The sequence below is a fragment of the Caulobacter sp. GW821-FHT10E02 genome, from assembly GCF_059415225.1.
In genome coordinates, this window is record NZ_JBWKMV010000005.1 from 402,379 (window position 1) to 421,661 (window position 19,283).

17 protein-coding genes are annotated in these 19,283 nt (G+C 69.1%); 4 read left to right on the forward strand and 13 right to left on the reverse strand.

Annotated elements, in window-relative coordinates; all coding sequences use genetic code 11:
• Nucleotides 1-18 precede the first annotated feature (18 nt).
• The 8 genes from AC07NI_RS24590 to AC07NI_RS24625 all read right to left on the reverse strand — a co-directional run bounded on the left by AC07NI_RS24590 (nucleotide 19) and on the right by AC07NI_RS24625 (nucleotide 10,767).
• Nucleotides 19-1,110, reverse strand: a complete 1,092-nt coding sequence (locus tag AC07NI_RS24590) for a DUF2336 domain-containing protein (protein ID WP_494624029.1) — start codon at nucleotides 1,108-1,110, stop codon at nucleotides 19-21.
• Nucleotides 1,111-1,740: a hypothetical protein gene (locus AC07NI_RS24595; protein ID WP_494624031.1), complete on the reverse strand. Its 630-nt coding sequence runs from the start codon at nucleotides 1,738-1,740 to the stop codon at nucleotides 1,111-1,113.
• Between the two features lie 60 nt (nucleotides 1,741-1,800).
• The gene (locus tag AC07NI_RS24600; RefSeq protein WP_494624033.1) at nucleotides 1,801-2,559 is read right to left on the reverse strand and encodes an ABC transporter permease; all 759 of its coding nucleotides are present in this window, start codon (nucleotides 2,557-2,559) and stop codon (nucleotides 1,801-1,803) included.
• Nucleotides 2,556-3,302 (reverse strand): ABC transporter ATP-binding protein, encoded by a 747-nt coding sequence (locus AC07NI_RS24605; protein ID WP_494624035.1) that lies wholly within the window; start codon nucleotides 3,300-3,302, stop codon nucleotides 2,556-2,558. Before AC07NI_RS24605 ends, AC07NI_RS24600 begins: the two co-directional genes overlap by 4 nt.
• Complete coding sequence (locus AC07NI_RS24610) at nucleotides 3,299-4,285, reverse strand: ABC transporter substrate-binding protein (RefSeq protein ID WP_494624037.1); 987 nt, start codon at nucleotides 4,283-4,285, stop codon at nucleotides 3,299-3,301. Before AC07NI_RS24610 ends, AC07NI_RS24605 begins: the two co-directional genes overlap by 4 nt.
• Before the next feature lie 55 nt (nucleotides 4,286-4,340).
• A complete protein-coding gene (locus tag AC07NI_RS24615) occupies nucleotides 4,341-6,422 on the reverse strand; it encodes a hybrid sensor histidine kinase/response regulator (protein WP_494624039.1) in 2,082 nt (693 codons plus the stop codon).
• 291 nt (nucleotides 6,423-6,713) lie between these two features.
• Nucleotides 6,714-8,792, reverse strand: a complete 2,079-nt coding sequence (locus AC07NI_RS24620; protein WP_494624041.1) for an ATP-binding protein — start codon at nucleotides 8,790-8,792, stop codon at nucleotides 6,714-6,716.
• Nucleotides 8,793-8,922: 130 nt separating this feature from the next.
• Entirely contained in the window at nucleotides 8,923-10,767 is a 1,845-nt protein-coding gene (locus AC07NI_RS24625; protein ID WP_494624043.1) for an ABC-F family ATP-binding cassette domain-containing protein, read from the reverse strand.
• Between the two features lie 309 nt (nucleotides 10,768-11,076).
• Between AC07NI_RS24625 and AC07NI_RS24630 the strand changes: the two genes are divergently transcribed.
• Nucleotides 11,077-12,912 (forward strand): ATP-binding protein, encoded by a 1,836-nt coding sequence (locus AC07NI_RS24630; RefSeq protein WP_494624045.1) that lies wholly within the window; start codon nucleotides 11,077-11,079, stop codon nucleotides 12,910-12,912.
• 193 nt (nucleotides 12,913-13,105) lie between these two features.
• A complete protein-coding gene (locus AC07NI_RS24635; RefSeq protein ID WP_494624047.1) occupies nucleotides 13,106-13,675 on the forward strand; it encodes a hypothetical protein in 570 nt (189 codons plus the stop codon).
• Here AC07NI_RS24635 and hfaD read toward each other — a convergent pair.
• From hfaD to hfaA, 3 genes are read right to left on the reverse strand one after another with little or no spacing between them, the layout of a single operon-like run.
• Nucleotides 13,672-14,925: a holdfast anchor protein HfaD gene (gene hfaD / locus AC07NI_RS24640; protein WP_494624049.1), complete on the reverse strand. Its 1,254-nt coding sequence runs from the start codon at nucleotides 14,923-14,925 to the stop codon at nucleotides 13,672-13,674. The genes AC07NI_RS24635 and hfaD overlap by 4 nt on opposite strands.
• Nucleotides 14,843-15,856 (reverse strand): holdfast anchoring protein HfaB, encoded by a 1,014-nt coding sequence (hfaB, locus tag AC07NI_RS24645; protein ID WP_494624051.1) that lies wholly within the window; start codon nucleotides 15,854-15,856, stop codon nucleotides 14,843-14,845. Before hfaB ends, hfaD begins: the two co-directional genes overlap by 83 nt.
• Entirely contained in the window at nucleotides 15,853-16,296 is a 444-nt protein-coding gene (gene hfaA / locus AC07NI_RS24650) for a holdfast anchoring protein HfaA (RefSeq protein WP_494624053.1), read from the reverse strand. Before hfaA ends, hfaB begins: the two co-directional genes overlap by 4 nt.
• A gap of 160 nt (nucleotides 16,297-16,456) precedes the next feature.
• On the opposite strand from hfaA, the gene AC07NI_RS24655 reads away from it, so the two are divergent.
• Both AC07NI_RS24655 and AC07NI_RS24660 read left to right on the forward strand, forming a co-directional pair.
• Entirely contained in the window at nucleotides 16,457-17,113 is a 657-nt protein-coding gene (locus AC07NI_RS24655; protein WP_494624054.1) for a rhomboid family intramembrane serine protease, read from the forward strand.
• Nucleotides 17,114-17,170: 57 nt separating this feature from the next.
• Nucleotides 17,171-17,602, forward strand: coding sequence for a CBS domain-containing protein (locus AC07NI_RS24660; protein WP_494624056.1), 432 nt, complete (start codon nucleotides 17,171-17,173; stop codon nucleotides 17,600-17,602).
• An 86-nt stretch (nucleotides 17,603-17,688) separates the two neighbouring features.
• Here the strand turns inward: AC07NI_RS24660 and AC07NI_RS24665 are convergent, their stop codons facing one another.
• Both AC07NI_RS24665 and AC07NI_RS24670 read right to left on the reverse strand, forming a co-directional pair.
• Nucleotides 17,689-18,084 carry an Ohr family peroxiredoxin gene (locus AC07NI_RS24665; protein WP_494624058.1) on the reverse strand — a complete coding sequence of 132 codons (396 nt, stop codon included), beginning with the start codon at nucleotides 18,082-18,084 and terminating at the stop codon, nucleotides 17,689-17,691.
• Nucleotides 18,085-18,263: 179 nt separating this feature from the next.
• Nucleotides 18,264-18,695 carry an RrF2 family transcriptional regulator gene (locus AC07NI_RS24670; RefSeq protein WP_494624060.1) on the reverse strand — a complete coding sequence of 144 codons (432 nt, stop codon included), beginning with the start codon at nucleotides 18,693-18,695 and terminating at the stop codon, nucleotides 18,264-18,266.
• Nucleotides 18,696-19,283 lie beyond the last annotated feature (588 nt).

Below are 19,283 nucleotides of genomic sequence, written 5' to 3' on the forward strand. Positions count from 1 at the left end.
TTTTCGCCTTAATGCGACCTAGGCGGCAGCCACGTCGCCCGTGGTCCGGCGCAGGCGCCAGAAGCGGATCGTGCGCAGGGCCGACTCGCGGGGCAGGGCGGCGTAGAGCTCGCCGTAGCTCTTGGCCTTGAGCATCACGTCGTCGGTCGGCTCGAGGATCAGCAGGGCGAAGGTCAGGAACAGCGAGCGGTCGAAGTCGGCCGCCTTGCAGATCACCGACAGGGCGTCCATCTCGCGCCGCTCCAGGATCTTGCGGGCGGTGTGGAAGTCGACATCGGCCATGTCGGCCAGGGCCACCAGGAACAGCGTCGTCTTCTTGGCGCGCAGCATGTTGGCCAGCAGCTGGGGCGAGATCTGCGCCTTGGCCCGCAGGGTGCGGAATTCCTTCTCCGCGTCGGCGAAGTCGGCCGGCAGGGCGCCGTCCTCCACCGCGATGCGCTTGCGGCCGGCCGAGAGCGCGGCCTCCAGCATGGCGGGATCGACGCCGGCGTTCTTCTCCATGATCCGGTCGCGCAGGCGCGCCTCGACCATGAAGTACATCTCGTTCAGCAGGTCGACCGGCAGGCTGTTGCGGTCGATGACCGCCTCGTGCAGCGACGGGTTGGCCGCGGCGCGGTCGACGACGGTCTCGTGGGCTTCACGCGACAGCACCGCGCCCTCGTTGCGCAGCAGGACGCCCAGGGTGTCGTCGTCGCCGCGCGCCACGATGGCGTCCGAGACCACGCTGGACACGCTGGTCCGCTGCGAGATGGCCCGCAGGTGGTCTTGGCCCTGGGTGCGGGCCACGTGCAGCAGGTCCTCGTCGGTGAGGGCGCTGGAATTGCGCAGGATCGGGGCGGCGACGGCGATCGAGTCGGTCGCCAGGGTCCGCGACAGGCCGCGCGGCGGGGTCGGGGCCTCGCCCAGGCGCTCGGCCAACTCGACCTTGACGGCCTCTTCCATCTCGCCGGCCAGCTGGCTCATGACGTCGTCGAAGAGGGTCATCTCGACGGCGTTGTGGCCTTCGCCTTCGAAGAACATGTCGGTGACGCCGCGCAGCAGCTCCCGGCGCTTGGTGCTGGAAGGCTCGTTGGCGAGCGAGATCAGGTCGTGGAGACGCGACGACGTCATCTACTGGTCGCTGTCCTTCTCGGGCTTGGCCGCCCATTCGCCATTGTCGTCGCGCGGCTTGTCCTCGTCCGGCGCCGGCGGGGGCGCGATCAGGACCATGCGCGGCGGACCGGCGGCGGGGATGGGGTCGGGGGACATGCCGAACTGGCGGCCGACGGAATAGGTGCGCGCGCCGATCTGGCCATCGCGCAGCTGCGGCGCGGACTGGACGGGAGCAGCGTAGGCGACAGGAACCGGCGCGGCGGCGCGGGGCGCGGGCGCGTCGTAGATGCTGCGCGGCAGGGGCGCGCTGGGCGCTTGCGGCGGATAGGCCGGAGCGGGCGGCTGATAGGCCGTGCGCGCGGGCGGGGCTTGCTGGGGCTGCGGCGCTTGCGGCGCCTGGCGGGCCCAGAACGGCTGGACCTGGGCGGGGGCCTGGGCCTGCGGGGCGACGATCTCGCGCTTGCCGCTCCAGCCCAGCGCGCGGCCGCTATAGGGGGCGCCGGTATAGCCGGGACCCTGGCCGTTGACCGGCGTCGGGGCGCGTTCGGGAGCGGGGCCGTAGCGGCTTTCCTGGCTGCTCGCCGCATGCGCGCTCGCACACGCCGTTGAGGCGCAGGCAAGGGCGGCGATGAGAGCGGCGGCGCGCATGGACCGGGTCCGGCGGAAGTTATTGAACCCCTGTCGTAGGCCGCGTCGCTTAATCTTGGGCTAACGTCCGCGCCAAGAGTCCAGAAGCCGACGCTCCAGGAACTCCATCAGGGTATGGAGCACGACGCCCAGCACGGCGAGGGTCACCAGGGCGGCGAACACCTTGGCCGTCTGCAGACGATTGTAGGCCTCCAGAATCCGCCAAGCCAGGCCTTGGGCCCCGCCGGAGCCGGCCACGAACTCGGCGACGACCGCGCCGATGACGGCCAGGCCGGCTGCGACCTTATGTCCTTCCAGCAGGGCGGGGACAGCCGACGGCAGGCGCAGGCGGACCAGGCGCTGCCAGGGATTGGCGCCGTAGAGATCGAACAGGCGGGAGAGGTCCGGATCGACCGCCTTCAGCCCGGTCAGCGCGCCGGAGAAGATCGGGAAGAAGGCCACCACGGCGGCCAGGCCGATCACCGCCCGCTCCGGGTGGTCGATGCCGGCCCAGATGGTGACCAGCGGCGCGATGGCCACCAGCGGCGTCACCTGTAGGGTCACGGCGATCGGCCGGACGGCGTCCTCCAGCAGGCCGTTCAGGCTGACGGCCAGGGCCAGGGCGCAGGCGATCAGGCTGGCGATGACCAGGGCCAGCAAGGCCGTCGACAGCGTCGCCCAGGCCGAGGCCAGCAGCAGCTTCCACGATCCCGCGAACGCCGCCGCGATCGTGCTGGGCGTGGGCAGCAGGTAGGACGGGACCGCCAGGACGCGGCAGGCGATCTCCCAGCCGCCCAGCAGGACGGCGATCAGGATCAGCGGGGCCAGGATGCGCTTCACGCGGCGCGCTCCGTCGCTCGCGCCAGCAGGGTCGACACCGCCTCAGCGGCGGCGCGGAAGGGCTCCGTGATGCGGAAGCCCGGCGGACGCACGACCGGCCCGTCGATGGCGACCTCGCCGGCGATCAGGCCGGGACCGGGGGTCATGACCACGACGCGGGCGGCCATGTAGACGGCCTCCTCGACATTGTGGGTCACGAAGACGGCGGCGGGTTTCAGCGCGGCGGCCAGGGCGAGGACGTCGTCGGCCAGGGCGCGGCGGGTGATCTCGTCCAGCGCGGCGAAGGGCTCGTCCAGCAGCAGCAGACGGGGGCGGGTGACCAATGCGCGGGCCAGCGACGCGCGCATGGCCATGCCGCCCGACAGCTGGGCGGGGCGGGCGGTGAGCGCGGCGGCGAGGCCGACCTTGCTCAGGGCCTCGTCGGCGGCGGCGCGGGCTTGGCCCTTGGCCATGCCAGCCAGCTCCAGCGGCAGGGCGACATTGTCCCGCGCCGACAGCCAGGGCGCCAGGGTGTGGGCCTGGAAGACGACCGAGGTCTCGCCCTTGCCGGCGGCGCGGGTCACGGTTCCGCGCGTCGGCGCTTCGAGGCCCGCCAGCAGCCGCAGGGCCGTGGACTTGCCGCAGCCCGACGGTCCGACCAGGGCGACGATCTCGCCGGGCGCGAGGGCCAGGTCGACCGGCCCCAGGGCGCGGCCCCGGGCGTAGTCGACCTCGACGCCTTCGAGAGCAGCGATAGAGGTCATTGGCCCTTGGGCAGGAACTGCAGCGTGTAGGCCTTCTTGAAGTCCATGTCCTTGGGATAGACGCCCTGCTCGGACGCGACCTTGAAGAACTCGGCCCAGCGGGCGTCGGTCATCTGGCCGACCTCGCCGTCCTTCCCGACGATGCCGTAGCTACGCATCTTCTCGCGGGCCTGGTCGAGGACGTCCTGGGTCATCTCCGGATTGTCCTTGAGGATCGCCGCGTCGCCTGGCTTGGCGTCGCCGTAGAGGTAAGAGGTCCAGCCCGCTGCCGTGGCCTCGACGAAGGCCTGCACGGCCGCCGGGTTCTTGGCGATCAGACTGTCGGGGACCAGGGCCATCGAGGCGTAGGCCGGATAGCCGCTGTCGGCCAGCAGGAACACCGCCGGCTTGATCTTGCCTTCCTTCTCGATGAGGTACGGCTCGCTGGTGGCGTAGCCCTGCTGGATCACCCGCTTGTCGGCGAGGAACGGCGCGGACGAGTAGTTGTACTTGCGGACCTGGTCGTCGCTGAACTGGTACTTGGCCTTCAGCCAGACCCAGAAGGCGGTGATCGAGGCGTCCGACAGCAGGATCGGCCGGCCCTTCATGTCGGCGATGCCGTTGATGCCCTGATCAGGGTGGGCGATCAGCACCTGCGGGTCCTTCTGCATGAAGGCCGCCACGGCTTTGACCGGTGCGTTCTCCTTGGCCAGGTTCATGACGATGAAGCTGTTGGAGCCGACGCCGACATCGACCGCGCCGGTGGCCAGCAGCTGGGGCACGTTCACCGCCGGGCCGCCCTGGATCAGGGTCACGTCCAGGCCGCGCTTCTTGTACTCGCCGGTCGCCAGCGCCTGGTAGTAGCCGCCCAGCTCGGCCTCGGCCCGCCAGTCGGTGGCCAGCTTCAGCTTGGTCTCGCCGGCGGGGGCGGCGTCTTTCTTGGCGGGAGAGCAGGCGGCGAGCAGGGCCATCAGGCCCAGAGTGGCAAAGGCGCGGCGCTGCATGTCGAGGCTCCCCGGGGGTGTTCGCCGGGAAGTTAAGCAGGACTTGGCCGCGCGGCTAGTGCGCTTGAGCTTCCGCCTTGCTGTGGTTCAGCCAGCGCTCGACCTTGGCGTACAGCACCTCGCGCTGGATGGGCTTGGCGATGTGGTCGACCATGCCGGCGGCGTAGCAGCGCTCGACCTGGCGGGGCAGGGCGTCGGCGCTCATGGCGATGATCGGGGCCTTGCCCGGACGTCCCGGCAGCGCCTTGATCGCCCGCGTCGCCTGCAAGCCGTCCATCTGCGGCATGTGGATGTCCATCAGGATGATGTCGTAGTCGCCGGTCTGGGCGCGCTCGACGGCCTCCTTGCCGTTCTCGGCGACGTCGACCTCGCAGCCGACCAGGGTCAGCAGGGCCGCGCCGATCTCCAGATTGATCGGGTGGTCGTCGACGATCAGGATCTTGGCCGCGCCGGGTTTCGAGGCCTTGGGGCGCTCAGGCGCGGCGATCGGATCGACGGTCGGGGCCGAAAGGTCGATCCAGAAGCACGAGCCGCGGCCGGGCACGCTGTCGACGCCGATCTTGCCGCCCATCACGTCCACCAGCGCCCGGCAGATGGCCAACCCTAAGCCCGCCCCGCCGTGCAGCCGGCTCATCGAGCTGTCGGCCTGGGAGAAGCGCTGGAACAGCAGGGCCTGCTTGTCCAGGTCGATGCCGACGCCAGTGTCGATGACCTCGACCCGCAGGCGGTCCTCGAGGTCGCCGGGCTCGACGACCAGGCGCACGTCGATGCGGCCCTCGTCGGTGAACTTCACGGCGTTGTTGAGCAGGTTGATCAGCACCTGGCGCAGGCGGTCGGCGTCCAGGTCATGCAGGGCGTCGACCGGATCGACGATCTCCAGGTCCAGGGTCAGGCCCTTGGCGCGGGCCTCGGGCGCCATGATCGCCACGGTGTCGCGCATCAGCCCGGCGGCCGAGGTCGGCTGAGGCAGGAGCTCGATCTGGCCGGCCTCGACCCGCGAGAAGTCGAGGATGTCGTTGACCACGGTCAGCAGGGCCGCGCCAGCGCTGTCGATCAGGTTGACCTGCCGGCGGGCGTCGGGCGGCAGGTCGTCGCGCGCGGCCAGCAACTGGGCGAAGCCGAGCACGCTGTTCAGCGGCGTGCGGATCTCGTGGCTCATGGTGGCCAGGAACTCGGTCTTGGCCTCGGTGGCGGCTAGGGCGCGTCCACGGGCGGCGCGGGTCAGCTGCTCGCGGCGCAGCAGCAGGCGCTTGAGCCGGTCCTGCTGGGCCAAGGCCAGGCCCGCCGCCAGGCAGGTGTAGAACAGCACCAGGATGAACACCTGGATGGTCCGCGCCTGGGCGACGGGGCCGAGGATGGCGTTGAAGCGCGGCGAGCCGCCGGCCATGGCGACCGGCAGGGTGATCACCGCCACCACCAGCGAGGCCATGGCCGCGCCGCGCGCGCCCAGGCGATAGGCGGTGGCCAGGGCGACCGGGAAGATCAGGAACGGCGGCAGGCCCGAGGCCGGATGGGCGCACAGCAGGGTGACGGCCGCCACGCCGAACATCAGGGCCAGGTGCTCGCGCCAGGTCCGGTGGAACGAGCGGCGGTGCTCGGCGTCGATCAAAACGAGGGTCGCGGGCAGGGCGATGGCCAGGCCCAGGGCGTCGCGCAGGAACCAGTCGACCAGGCCGCGCCAGAAGGGCTCGCCGGTGGTCAGGCTGACGACGCCCGCGCAGAGAATGGCCGCGCCGGCCGCGATCGGGGTGGTGACGGCCGGCAGCATGACCAGCGAGCGCAGGGTGCGGATGCGCGGCGTGCTGCCCCAGATGCGCAGGGCCACGGCCCAGACGGCCACGGCCTCCAGCGTATCGATGCCGGTGTTGAGCAGGGCGCGGACGGGGTCGTCGCCGACCAACAGATCGAAGGCCAGGTGGAAGACGACGAAAACGGTGGTCAGCGAGATCCGCCGCGATCCGGCCAGGGTGACCAGGCCGGCGGCCAGCAGGGCGTTGGCCGGCCAGAAGGCGGCGACGCCGAGCAGGGAGCGGCTCAGATAATCGCTGAAGGCCAGGCTGGCGACGATGGCGATGGACAGGCCCACCAACAAGGCGGTCTGCCGTCGTTGTTCCTGCTGGGCCAGCCTGTGCGGCATGCCGTTTCCAACCCCCCAAAGGTCGAGCGTCGGCGGCCGAAGCGGGTTCGGAAGACAACGCCTGGACTTACCGTGGTTCAGGAGCCTTTCCTGACGACGGCGTCACCTTCAATACGCCCGCGCGCGGCCCGGTTGCCGGCTTATCGCCCGATGTGTCGTTTGGCCGCAGGACGCCCGAGCGGCGCTGACACCCCTAAGCGATTGTATTTGCAGAGGCTGAGAGCGAGCGCCCTGACAATGCATGGCCATACCCACAATTCAAGAGGGTGATGGTCTTAGGGTTGCACCGCGTCAGGCCGCGGCGGGCGCGCGCGTCAGCCAGTGGTCGACCACGCGGTAGAGGGTGTCGCGGTCGATCGGCTTGGCGATGTGATCGACCATGCCGGCGCGGCGGCAGCGCTCGACCTGCTGAGGCATGACGTCGGCGGTCAGGGCGATGATCGGCGTGCGGCCGCGCGGACCTTCCAGGGCGCGGATGGCCACGGTCGCCGCCACCCCGTCCATGCGCGGCATGTGGATGTCCATCAGGATGACGTCGAAGTCGTGGGCGGCGGCGATGCGGACGGCCTCGTCGCCATCCTCGGCCAGGTGGACGTCGCAGCCGGCCAGGACCAGCATGGCCGAGCCCAGCTCGCGGTTCATCGGGTGGTCGTCGACCAGCAGGATGCGGGCGGCGCTGGCGGGGGCTTCCTCGCCGTCCGAGACAGGGGCGGCCGCAACCGGCGCGGCGGGCAGGGTCACCCAGAAGGTCGAGCCGCGGGCCAGTTCGCTGTCGACGCCGATCTGGCCGCCCATCAGCTCGACCAGCGCCTTGCAGATCGCCAGGCCCAGCCCCGCGCCGCCGAAGGTGCGGCTGATCGAGCCGTCGGCCTGGTAGAAGCGCTGGAAGAGGCGCGGCTGGTGCTCGGCCGCGACGCCGACGCCGGTGTCGGTGATCTCGAAACGCAGGGTTTCGCCGCTGATCGCCAGGCGGGCGGTGACGCCGCCGGCCGGGGTGAACTTCACGGCGTTGTTCAGCAGGTTCAGCAGCACCTGGCGCAGGCGGCTTTCGTCCAGCGCGTGGGCGGCGGCCTCGTCGGTGTCGATCGCGACGGTCAGGGCCAGGCCCTTTGCGGCGGCTTCGGGCGCGACGATCTCGACCACCTGGCGCAGCAGGGCGGCGGGCTGGACCGGGGAAGGGTTCAGCTTGATGCGGCCGGCTTCCAGCCGCGAGAAGTCGAGGATGTCGTCGACCAGGGTGACCAGGCTGTCGCCGGCCCCGGCGATCAGGTCGACCTTGCGGCGGCCCTCCGGCGTCAGCGGCTCGGTGGCGCCCAGCAGGTCGGCGAAGCCCAGGATGCTGTTCAGCGGCGTGCGGATCTCGTGGCTCATGGTGGCCAGGAACTCGCTCTTGGCCTGGCTGGCGGCCTGGGCGCGGGCGCGGGCGGCGCGAGCCACGGCGCTGCGGCGGGCCATCAGGGCCTTCAGCCGGTCCTCGCGGTGCAGCGACAGGGCCGAGGCCAGGCAGGTCATGAACAGGGCGGTGACGAAGGCCTGGACCAGGCGGATGCGCTCGGGCTGGGTCCAGCCGACCGTGAAGATGGCGTCGTTGGTGAACAGGATGGTCAGGGGCGCGCCGACGACCATGACGATGGCCGCGCTCCAGGCCGCACCGCGCGGCCCCATTTGGAACGCCGCCAGCATAGCGGCCGGGAAGATCAGGAACGGCATCGGCGGGCCGTGGCGGACGAAGGCCAGGGCCGTGCACGCGGCGACCAGCAGGTAGAGGCCGGCCTGGACGTGCGGCGGACGCAGGCGTGGGTCGCCCGCGCGGCGCGGCTCCAGGATCACCAGGGTGGCGGGCAGGGTGATGGCCATGCCCAGCGAGGTGCACAGCGCCCAGTCGCGGAAGAAAGGCCAGAAGGCCTGGTTCAGCAGGATGCTGGCCAGTCCCGCGCCGATACAGGCCATGCCGACGGTGATCGGCAGGACCGCCGCGATCAGCATCAGCGCCTGGCGCACGCTGCGCAGGGCGGCCCGGCCGCGCGTGACGCGATCGGCGACCAGCGTGGTCAGCACGGCCTCGGCGCAGTCGGTCACGGCGTAGATCGCCACCAGCGGCCAGGCGTCGCCGACCCAGCGGTGGGTGATGATGATGGTGGCGATGCTGACCGCCCACAGGATCGCCTGGCGCTTGGGCGACAGCCGCAGCAGGCCCGCGGCGACCAGGGCGTTGACAGGCCACAGCGCCGGCATGCCCTTGGCGTCGCGGGTCAGGAGGTCGCTGAACAGGAACAGGGCGACATAGGCCAGCGCCAGGCCCGCGAGCATGCGGTTCTGGCGACCATCGTCGCGGTCGGAGGCGTCAGCGACGCCTATCGAAAAAGCCATGTATCGCCGCCCCACGCGTGTCCACGCCCTTAGGCTGAAGGGCGAAGACCCACAACGGGTTAAGGCAAAGGCGTTTGTGCCCGTATGCGGCATTCCGCCGCATACGGACGTCTGGCGGAGGTCTGGCCGATCAGCCGGCCAGGCCTTCCTTCTTCTCTTCCAGCTCCAGCCATTCCAGCTCGGCCTGCTCCAGGTCGGCGCGGGCCTTGTCCAGGGCCTTCATGGTCTTGTCGAACGCGGCGGGATCGCGGCTGTAGAGGGTCGAGTCGGCCAGGGTCTTCTCGAAGCCGGCGATGATGGCCGGGCTCTTGGCGATCAGGGCCTCGCACTCTTCCAGGCGGCGCTGGTCCTTGAAGGTCAGCTTGCCGGCCTTCTTGGGCGGAGCCGCGACGGGGGCGGGCGCCGGCGCGGCGCCCTTGGTGGCGCGGGCCACGGGCGTGAACGACGCGCCGACATTGGCCCCGCGCGCGCCCTTGAAGAAGTCGGGGCTCTGGTCGATCAGGTCGCTCCAGCCGCCGGGAGTCTCCAGCACCTTGCCGTGACCGTTCATGGCGATGGTCGAGGTGGCCAGGCGGTCGATGAAGTCACGGTCGTGGCTGACCAGGATCAGCGTGCCGTCGAAGTCGGCCAGCAGGTCCTCCAGCAGGTCCAGCGTGTCCATGTCGAGATCGTTGGTCGGTTCGTCCAGCACCATCAGGTTCGTGGGATTGGCCAGGGCCCGGGCCAGCAGCAGGCGGTTGCGCTCGCCGCCCGACAGGCTGGTCACCGGCTGGCGCAGCTGGGCGTCGGTGAACAGGAAGTCCTTGGCGTAGCCGGCCACGTGCTTGGGCTGGCCGCGCACCAGAATGGAGTCGCCGCCGCCGGGGGTCAGGAAGTCCCACAGGGTGATCTTGTCCGACAGCGCCATGCGGCCCTGGTCGATATACGAGACCTCGAGATTGGTGCCGAGCTTCACCGAGCCGGCGTCCAGCTCCAGTTCGCCCAGCAGCAGGCGGACCAGCGTGGTCTTGCCGGCGCCGTTGGGGCCGACCAGGGCGACGCGGTCGCCGCGCATGATGCGGGTCGAGAAGTCCTCGACGATCACGCGATCGCCGAACTTCTTGGTCAGGTGCTTGGCCTCGATGACCTTCTTGCCCGAGGTCGCGGCGGTCTCGATGGCCATGTACATCGAGCCGCGCTTGTCGCCCTGCAGGTCCTTCTTCTGATTGCGCAGGTCCATCAGGGCGCGGCGGCGGCCTTCGTTGCGGGCCCGGCGGCCCTGGACGCCGCGCGCCAGCCAGGCGTTTTCGCGTTCCAGCACCTTGTTCAGGCGGCGCTCCTCGTCGGCCTCGGCGGCCAGCACCTGTTCGCTCCAGACCTCGAACTCGCCGAAGCCCTTGTCCAGGCGGCGCACCTTGCGGTGCTCCAGCCAGAAGGTGCGCTGGGTGACGCGGTTCAGGAAGGCGCGATCGTGGCTGACGATCAGGGCGGCGCACTTGGAATTGGCCAGCTCCTCTTCCAGCGTCTGGATCGCGAAGATGTCCAAGTGGTTGGTCGGCTCGTCCAGCAGCAGCACGTCGGGCTGCTCGGCGAAGGCGCGCGACAGGGCGGCGCGGCGCTTCTCGCCGCCCGACAGGCCTTGCGTGCCCTTCTCCGGATCCAGGCCGAAGTCGGCCAGCGCGGCCTGCGCCTCATAGTCCTCGGCGCCGCCGGCGGTGCAGTAGTCCAGCAGGGTGTCGCCGGTGATCTCCGGCTCCTGGCTGACGAAGATGATCTTGGCGCCCGGCTGCACGGCGCGTTCGCCGCTGTCGGGCTCGACGCCCTGGGCGGCCAGGATCTTCAGCAGGGTGGACTTGCCCGCGCCGTTGCGGCCGACCAGGCAGGCGCGGACGCGCGGCTCCAGGGCCAGGTCGACGCCGTCGAACAGAGGCTTGGCGCCATCGGCGAGACGGACGTCCTTGAGGGCGAGGACGGGCGCGCGGGTCGGGGATGCCATGATCTTCTGACTACTGGGGAGCGGCGGTATGTCGCGGAATTGAGGGGCGTATAGCAGGCCCAGCGTCGAGGAAACGTCAAAATCACGGCTCAGTCTGGCGTCGGCCTCGGTTTGACCGAGATCAAGGAACGACGATCTCCGACTGCGACAAATTCTCCCGTTAACGGCTCGCCAAGCGTGACCTTGCTACGAACCCGACCTTACGGAGCACAAGTACTCGCCTTGACGTGGAATGCGCAAAACATTGCTGCTTCTGATGTTCCCGCGTTTCTCGGCCTGGGCTTCGACGGCCTGCGTCGGCCCATCTGGGTGTTCGACGACGTCCGCAAGCGCAAGGTCTACGCCAACCGCGCGGCGGTAGAGCTGTGGGGCGCGGCCTCGCTGGACGAACTGCTGGCCCGCGACTTCTCCGACCAGTCTCCCGCCGTGCGCGTGCGCATGGAGGACATCGCCAAGCGCATCGAGGGCGGCGCGGCCGTCGAGGAGCGCTGGACCTTCTATCCCAACGGCGCGCCGGTCACGGTGCAGACCACCATCTCGCGCATCGTGCTGCCGGACGGCGGCCCCGCCTTGCTGCTGGAGGGCGCGCCCGTCGCGACCGAGGCCGAGGAACACCGCGCCGTGGAGGCCCTGCGCCACACCAGCGCGTTGGTGTCGCTGTACGACGCCGACGGCTTCCGCGTGTTCGGCAACCCCGCCGCCATGGCCAACTATCCGGGCGAGCGCATCCGCTTCGCCGAGATCTTCGCCAACGGCGACGCCGGCGGCGCGCTGTGGGCATCGGCCCTGGCCGGCGAGGCGGTCGAGGGCGCCTACCGCGTGATCACCGCCCAGGGTGAGCGCTGGCATGGCCTGGCCGCCCGCCGCACGCCAGATCCCGTCACCGGCGATCCCTGCGTGCTGGTCAACGAGACCGACATCACCGAGGAGGTTGAGGCCCAGTCCGCTCTGGCCGAGGCCCGTGAGCGGGCCGAGACGGCCATGGCGGCGCGCCAGGACTTCCTGGCCAACATGTCCCACGAGCTGCGCACGCCGCTGACCAGCATCCTGGGCTTTACCGACCTGCTGGACGCCTCGCCCCTGGACGCCGAGCAGCGCCGCCGCCTGGCGCGCATCCGCGACGCCGGGGTCGTGCTGCTGGACACCCTGAACGACGTCCTCGACTTCTCGAAGCTGGAGGCCGGCGGGGTCGATCTGGAGACCCGGCCGTTCGAGCTGCGCGCCCTGCTGGGCACGGCCGCCGGCATCTTCGAGGCCCAGGCCGGCGCCAAGGGCCTGGACCTCAAGCTCGACATCGACCCGTCCTGCCCCGACTGGCTGGAAGGCGACGGCGATCGCCTGCGCCAGGTGCTGGTCAATTTCCTGGGCAACGCCGTGAAGTTCACCCGCGCCGGCTCGGTGGTGCTGAGCGCCACGCGGCGGAGCGGCGCGGCGGCGGGCTTCGCGCGGCTTGAGCTGGCCGTTTCCGACACCGGTGTCGGCGTGCCGGAAGCCATGCTGGACCTGGTCTTCGACCGCTTCGCTCAAGCCGGCCCCGAGGTGTCGCGCAAGTTCGGCGGCACCGGGCTTGGCCTAGCGATCAGCAAGGAGATCGTCGAGCTGATGGGCGGCGAGATCGGCGTCGACAGCATCGCCGGCCAGGGCGCGCGCTTCTGGTGCGTGCTGGACCTGCCGCTGGCTGTCGCCCCCGAACGCCGCGAGCCCGACGCCCCGCAGGCGCTGTCACGGCCGCTGAACCTGCTGGTCGCCGACGACAATGAGGCCAATCGCGAGCTGATCGGCACGCTGGTCCGCGCCATGGGTCATGAGGTCGATGTGGTCGCCGACGGCCTGGCGGCGGTCGAGGCCGTGGCCTCGGGCGGCTACGATCTGGTGCTGATGGACGTGCAGATGCCGCGCATGGACGGCCTGGCCGCCACCCGGGCGATCCGGGCGATGCCGGGCGAGACGGGCCTGACCCCCATCATCGCTTTAACCGCCAACGTCCTGCCCGACCAGATCGCCTTCTACCGGGCCAGCGGCATGGACGACCACGTCGGCAAGCCGATCAGCCCGCGCGAGCTGCTGCTGAAGATCGCCCTGTGGGCCGACGGCCGCCTGGACGAGGCGACGGGCGAACGGAACCTGGACGGCGTCCAGGCCTGACGGCCCACACATAAACCGGAACCCCAACTCGACGGCTTCGTTCACCGAGGCAAGGCGCAGCTGTGCGCCCTCCGTTCACGAGCAAGGGGCTTACGCGATGCGATCGATCCTGCTGATGCTGCTTGGGGTGCCGCTCCCCATCATCCTCCTCCTGGCCTTCTGCACCCATCACTTCTGAGCCGAGGAGCCTGTCATGGCCTATGAACTCTCGACCTCGGAAATCCCCGACGAACATCAGTCGGCGGTCAGCTGGGATGCGATCTGGGCCGGCGCCGCCGCGACCATCGCGCTGCTTTTCGTGCTGGTGACGCTGGGCGCGGGCTTCGGCCTGAAGATGGCGCCGCGCTGGCCGGCCGGCCTGGAGGCCAACGACTTCTCGCCGACCATCGGCGCGGTGTTCGTCGCCTTCCAGGTGTTGGCCAGCATGCTGGGCGGCTATATCGCCGGACGGCTGCGCACCAAGTGGCTGCACATCCACGATCACGAGACCTATTTCCGCGACACCGCGCACGGCCTGCTGGCCTGGGCGGCCAGTATCGTCGGTCTGCTGGTGCTAGGCGCGCTGACCGCTCACACCCCGGCAGCGCCGGTCGGTGAGCTGACGGCGGCCGAAACGATCCGGGCCGGCCAGATCGCCGCGCAGATCTCGCTGTTCCTAGGCATCGGTGCGCTGACCAGCGCGTTCGCCGCCAGCGTCGCCGCCACGATCGGCGGACTGCGGCGCGACGACATGCACAAGCTGCATCGCGCCGTGAAGGCCTAGTAGCCTGGGGCGCTGACGTTGAAGCTGGCGTTGTTGCCGATCGCGGTCGAGACGCCCGTCACCTGACGGCCGGAATTGACCGTGGTGCTGGAGCTGGCCCCGATGTCGGCGCTGTTGGTCTGGTTGTTGGTGACGGTCATGCGCCCGCTGCACTTGGAGCAGGCGTAACCCGTCACCGCATTGCCCATGGCCGTGGCGGTGGTCACCGTGTCGTAGCCGTCCTGGCCGCCGAAGCTAGCGACTGCCTCGACGCCGCCCCCGGTGTTGGTCTGCAGGTTGTCCAGGGTCAGCTCGGCGCCGACATTGTTGACCTGCGAGGAGTTGCCGGCCGCGTAGGCGCTCGTCTGGGCCGCGCCGTAAAGGTACGAGGTGCCCTCGGCCTGGCCGCGCACGTACGAGGTGTTCCACTGGTTGGACGTCACGTCCGCCAGCGGCCCCTCGTTCTGGACCGCCAGGTTGTTGCCGGTCGCCGTCGCCACCGTCGCCGACAGGTAGCTGTTGCCATAGGCGGTGAACTTGCTGGCCTGGGTCACCTCGGCCGTATTGGCCTGGTCGGTGATGGCGCGCACGGCCGACTGGTTGCCGCCGCTGATATTGATGTTGTTGCCGGCTGTGGTCGCGGTGACCGCGCTGGTCCCCGAGACATAGCCGACCATCGCCCCGCCGTCGGCCAGCACATTGGCCGTGGTCGACTGGCTGATCCGCACGCCGGCCGAGCCGTTGTCCAGATTGACGCCCTGGCTGTTGCCCATGGCCAGGGTCGAGACCGTCAGGTCCTTGGCCGAGGCGTCGGCCGCCTCGACCTGGCCGCGGGCGGTGACCTCGTTGGAATTGACCTGCACGACGCGGGCCGAGACCGTGCCGTTCGAGGCGCTGATCGCGCCCGAATTGCCGACCGCCGTCGTGCGCACGGCCGAGGCCGCGCCGGCGTCGGCGCCGACGTCCACGATGCCGTGGGCGTAGACCTTGCCCTGGTTTTCCTGGTTCGAGGTCGCCGAGGCGTCGGCGTTGGTCACGCCGATCGAGACGCCGTTGGCCTGCGCGGTGGTGCTGGCGGTGACGCCTTCGGTCACCGTCTGGACGTTCAGCGCCTGCTCCGAGAAGATCTCACCCAGATTGATCTGGTTGTTGAGGACCGGGCTCGTCTGCTGGGCGTAGGCCGCCGGGCTAGTAACGACCGCGCTTAGAATCGCGAATATCGGGATCACGCTTAGCGTTCCAGCGAGACGGGTCGTCGCGGGTTTGCGCATTGTTCGTTCCCAGATTGTCGTAAGCCGGAGTGAAGGCGCCGGTCTGGCCGACCGTGGCGTCGCCGAACGGGTCGTAGCGCAGGCAGCTTTGCGGGCCGGGCATGCCGTAGAGGTTGGCGCTCATCTCGACGGCGGCTCGCTCGATCAGGGCGCGCACGGCCAGCTGCATGGGCTCCAGCGCCCCGCGGCCGCCCGAGATGTCGACGAGGGTGCCGCCCAGAAGGTCGAAGATGCCGGCGCTGACTTCGCGGCCGACGACCTGCTTCTGGTACGAGATGACATCCACCACTTCGAGCGTGCGGGTGTTCACCAGGCGCAGATCCATCGCGACGTTCATGATGAAGACGCGGCGCTTGAAATTGCCCTTCAGGCCGTCGGTCGCCTTGTCGCCGACATAGGCGTCCACGCCGGCCGAGCGGATGTTGTAGTTCAGCTCGGTGATGCCGCCGACCACATAGAAGTCCGAGCCCGGCACCTGGCCGGCCAGGATCTTGCGGTAGTCCGCCGGCGCGTCGGGCGCTGGGTTCGGACGGTCCGAGATCAGCTTGTTGTTGGCGTATTTCAGCTCGAACTCCGACACCGAGGTGTCGAAGCGCTCGACCATGGGCATGCCGGCCTTGGCGAAGGCCGAGAAGGCCATCAGCGATGCGCCTTGCGTCACCTTGCGGCCCGAACCGTCGGACTCTTCCTTGCCGGTGTAGTCGGCGATGCGGCCGATGGCGATGCGCGGGGCGGCCACGTGGTTGGCGCGGGCATATTGGTTCAGGCAGACGAGGGCGGCCGAATAGTCGGTCGGGTTGGCCGTGACCGGCGCGCTGCCGATCGGCTGGGCGTAGTTGCCGGCCGTCGAGGCCACCGGCACGCTGCCGCAGCCCGCGAGCGCGGTGGCGCCCATCAAGGCCAGGGCCAGAGCTGTGCGCTTCAAGTTCATTGCGGAGTTCCCGCCTTCACCACGTTCGAGCCGGCGGAGACGTTGCCGTTGTTCACCTGGCTCGAATTGACGATGACCGTGTTGTTGTTGCCCTGGGTGATGACCGTCAGGTTGTTGCCGATCGCGGTCGAGCCGGCATAGCCGCCGATGCCGCCGACGCCCGAATAGGCGTCCAGCGAACCGTTGCTGCGGCTGGAGGAATAGACGCTCTGGTCCGAGCCGGTCAGCATGACGCCGTCGACGATCACCCGGTTGCCGTTCACATCGCGGGTCGAATACTCGACCATGCGGTTCTCCTGGCCGGCGCTGCGGCCGTAACCGGCGTTGAACGAGGCCGAGTTGGTCGACATCGACTGCGCCGCGGCGGTTCCGCAGAAGCTGATCGTGGCGGCGACGACGATCGTCGTGACGCTCCACTGCTTATTCCGATGCCAGGCCATGGCGGCTCCGCGAACTGTCGACAGGGGAGCGGCAAGCAACACCCGTGCCAAAAAGGTACAGATCGACGTGTAGGCCCCAGGTCGAGAAAAAATGGTTAAGCGCTGGGCAAGGGACTGGCGGGTGGTTCGAATCGTCGCGGGGCGCCCTAGATAGAAGGTCATGAGCGACCAGCGTCCCGAGCCGATCTTCAACGTTCCCTGGCCCGCCCTTGTGGTGGCGGGGGTCGTGCTGTTGCCGTGGTTCGTGATCAAGGGGCTGTCGAACGAGACCCTGATGTCGCTGGCCCTGATCCCGGACGACGTCTGGCATGGACGCCTGACGGGCCTGGTCACCGCGCTGTTCGTGCCGTCCAGCCTGTCGGGCGCCGGCTTCAACGCCATCTTCGCCCTGGCCTTCGGCGCGCCCCTGGCCCGACTGATGGGCGTAAATGGTCGGGGAGGCGGCATCTTTTTCCTCTTCTACCTGACCTGTGGCGTCCTGGCGGGCCTCGGCTACGCGATCGTGCGGCCGGAATCGGTAGCGCCGGTCGTCGGGGCGGCGGGGGCGGTGGCCGGCTTGATGGGCGGCGCCTCGCGCACGCTCGGCTACGAGCCGGGCTCGCTGGGCGTGCTGTTCGCGCCGCGCGCCATGGCCCTGGCGCTGGGCTGGGTGATCGTCAACCTGATCATGGCCGTGATGAGCACCCTGCTGAACCTGCCGCCGGGCGCTCTGCCGTGGGAAAGCCAGCTGGTCGGCTTCATCGCCGGGGCGCTGCTGGTCGAGCCCTTCGCCCGCTGGGCCGTGCGCGGCGTGGGCGGTTCGCCCGAAACTGATTGATTGCACGCTCTCTTTGCGAGACCCTCGTTCTCTATAAGAACATAAGGGAGAAGCGCAGTGCTGGTTTCTCAGATCCTGAAAGACAAGGGCGATCTCGTGTTCACGGCCTCCCCACAGGAGACCATCGGCGCGGCGGCGGCCTTGCTTCATACAAGGCGTGTCGGGGCCATGGTGGTGGTCGACGGCGAGGAAGCGGTGGTCGGGATCCTCTCGGAACGCGACATCGTCCGGGCGATCGCCAAGGAAGGCGCGGGCGCGCTGACCAAGCCGATCAGCGCCTGCATGAGCACCAGCGTGGTGTTCGCCCAGCCGGACGAGACCATCGACGCCCTGCTCGAGCGCATGACCGATCGCCGGATCCGCCACCTTCCGGTGGTGCGGAGCGGACGGCTGGCCGGGATCATCTCGATCGGCGACCTGGTGAAGTACAAGATCAATGAGGCGCAGGCCGAGGCCGAGGGCCTGAAGGCCTATATCGCCGCCGGCTGACACGTCTCTCTATAGTAGAGTGTGTCGCCGAAAGCGGCCGGCGGGTCAGCCGGCCGCTCCCAGGGACTTGGGAAGTCGTCTGGCGGTTAGGCCAGGGTCGTCACGACGTCGATATTGCCGTGCACCGCCTTCGAGTACGGGCAGATGGCGTGCGCGGCTTCGATCAGCGTCTCGGCGACGTCACGCTCCAGGCCCGGCAGGCTGACATTCAGGTTGGCGCTCAGGAAGAAGGTCGTGCCGCCAGCGTGGTTCAGGGCGATCTGGGTGTCGACCGACTGACCCGACAGCTTCAGGCCGCGTTGACCGGCCGCCAGCTCCAGCGCGCCCAGATAGCAGGTCGACCAGGCCGCGCCGAACAGGCTCTCGGCGGCCGGGTGCGGTTGCGGCAGCTTGATGTCCAGGAAGCCGTCGCTGCTGCGCGCGGCGCCCGTGGGGCCGGCCGTGACGGTGGTGGTGCTCGAGGCGATGATCTTGGCGGTCATGGTGATGTCCCTTTCAGTGCGCTCTGTATCGATGCCGATTGCATCGGTACCGAGCTAATTGGGTATCCGTTTTGGACGTGCAAGGGGCTCCGATTAAATCGGGTACGATTTTTATTGGGCGCGAGTTTAAGGGCCGGCGAGGCCGCGTTCGCGTGTCTCTTATATAGAGAGGGGAGGGGTCAGCCCTCGATCAGTTCCGCCCCGGCGCCTTGGGCGGCGTCGGCGACGCTATAGCCTTCCAGCACCGCGGCCGTGGCGTCGCGGGCCCGCAGCAGGGCCTCGCGCAGGGCGCAGGTCGCCAGGTCCCGGCAATCCTCGCAACGGCGGAAGGCCGTGCGGCTGACGCAAGGGGTCAGGGCCAGGGGGCCGTCGACCAGGCGGATGATCTCCGCGAAGCTGATCTCTTCCGCGGGGCGGCCCAGCACATAGCCGCCGAACTTGCCGCGCCGGCTGGTCACCAGGCCCTCGCGCGAGAGGGACAGGAGAATGGCTTCCAGGAACTTGCGGGGAGCGTCGGCGCGCTCGGCCAGCTCGCCGGCGGTGACCTGGGTATCCGCGCGCGCCAATTCGATCATCGCGCGCAGGGCGTAACGGGCCTTCTGGGACAACATGGACGCCGGTCACCTTATACGTAGGAAGCGTAGCGGGGCGTGTCCGTACGGGCGCGCTCTATAGAGTGATCAGCCTTCTGAGCGAGGCTTGGCCTTGAAGCAAGTCTGGATGACGTCGTTCATACACAGAGGAATGGTGCGTCTGGGGATGAATCCGCGATTCCGCGCTTGCCGGGTCGGGAACCGGCCCCTAAAAGCCGCCCCTCGCTTCGGGGCCACGGCCCACCGGACGAAACCTTGGCCTTCGGGGCTTGCGTTTTGGAAAGTGGATCGCTAAGTTCCGCAGCCTCAATCGAATCTCTTCTGACTTACGGCGCTCCCCAGCGGCGCGCCTCGGTCACCTTTTGCGCTCTGAAGTGGCTCTGGCCTCCAAGAAAACAAAAGTGAAAAGGTTGGTTGACCTGGGAGTTCTGCTTCGTTAGAAGCCGCCCTCCAAGAAATGCTGAAGAGGTTCGCAAGAGCTTCCAAGTATTTCGCCCCAGGAAAGCTTCGAAGTTTCTTCGAAAAATAGCTTGACTGGTTCTGGTGGTTTCTTTAGAAGCTGCCGGCTCTGCCGAAGACCTCCGGGTTGGTTGGCGGATGGGTCAA

Bases quoted from the DNA above. Each gene is read 5' to 3' on its own strand.
- AC07NI_RS24625 (WP_494624043.1), bottom strand. From the start codon at position 10,767: ATGGCATCCCCGACCCGCGCGCCCGTCCTCGCCCTCAAGGACGTCCGT.
- AC07NI_RS24610 (WP_494624037.1), bottom strand. From the start codon at position 4,285: ATGCAGCGCCGCGCCTTTGCCACTCTGGGCCTGATGGCCCTGCTCGCC.
- AC07NI_RS24620 (WP_494624041.1), bottom strand. From the start codon at position 8,792: ATGGCTTTTTCGATAGGCGTCGCTGACGCCTCCGACCGCGACGATGGT.
- hfaD (WP_494624049.1), bottom strand. From the start codon at position 14,925: ATGCGCAAACCCGCGACGACCCGTCTCGCTGGAACGCTAAGCGTGATC.
- AC07NI_RS24655 (WP_494624054.1), top strand. From the start codon at position 16,457: ATGAGCGACCAGCGTCCCGAGCCGATCTTCAACGTTCCCTGGCCCGCC.
- AC07NI_RS24590 (WP_494624029.1), bottom strand. From the start codon at position 1,110: ATGACGTCGTCGCGTCTCCACGACCTGATCTCGCTCGCCAACGAGCCT.
- AC07NI_RS24635 (WP_494624047.1), top strand. From the start codon at position 13,106: ATGGCCTATGAACTCTCGACCTCGGAAATCCCCGACGAACATCAGTCG.
- AC07NI_RS24665 (WP_494624058.1), bottom strand. From the start codon at position 18,084: ATGACCGCCAAGATCATCGCCTCGAGCACCACCACCGTCACGGCCGGC.
- AC07NI_RS24595 (WP_494624031.1), bottom strand. From the start codon at position 1,740: ATGCGCGCCGCCGCTCTCATCGCCGCCCTTGCCTGCGCCTCAACGGCG.
- hfaB (WP_494624051.1), bottom strand. From the start codon at position 15,856: ATGAACTTGAAGCGCACAGCTCTGGCCCTGGCCTTGATGGGCGCCACC.
- hfaA (WP_494624053.1), bottom strand. From the start codon at position 16,296: ATGGCCTGGCATCGGAATAAGCAGTGGAGCGTCACGACGATCGTCGTC.
- AC07NI_RS24615 (WP_494624039.1), bottom strand. From the start codon at position 6,422: ATGCCGCACAGGCTGGCCCAGCAGGAACAACGACGGCAGACCGCCTTG.
- AC07NI_RS24605 (WP_494624035.1), bottom strand. From the start codon at position 3,302: ATGACCTCTATCGCTGCTCTCGAAGGCGTCGAGGTCGACTACGCCCGG.
- AC07NI_RS24670 (WP_494624060.1), bottom strand. From the start codon at position 18,695: ATGTTGTCCCAGAAGGCCCGTTACGCCCTGCGCGCGATGATCGAATTG.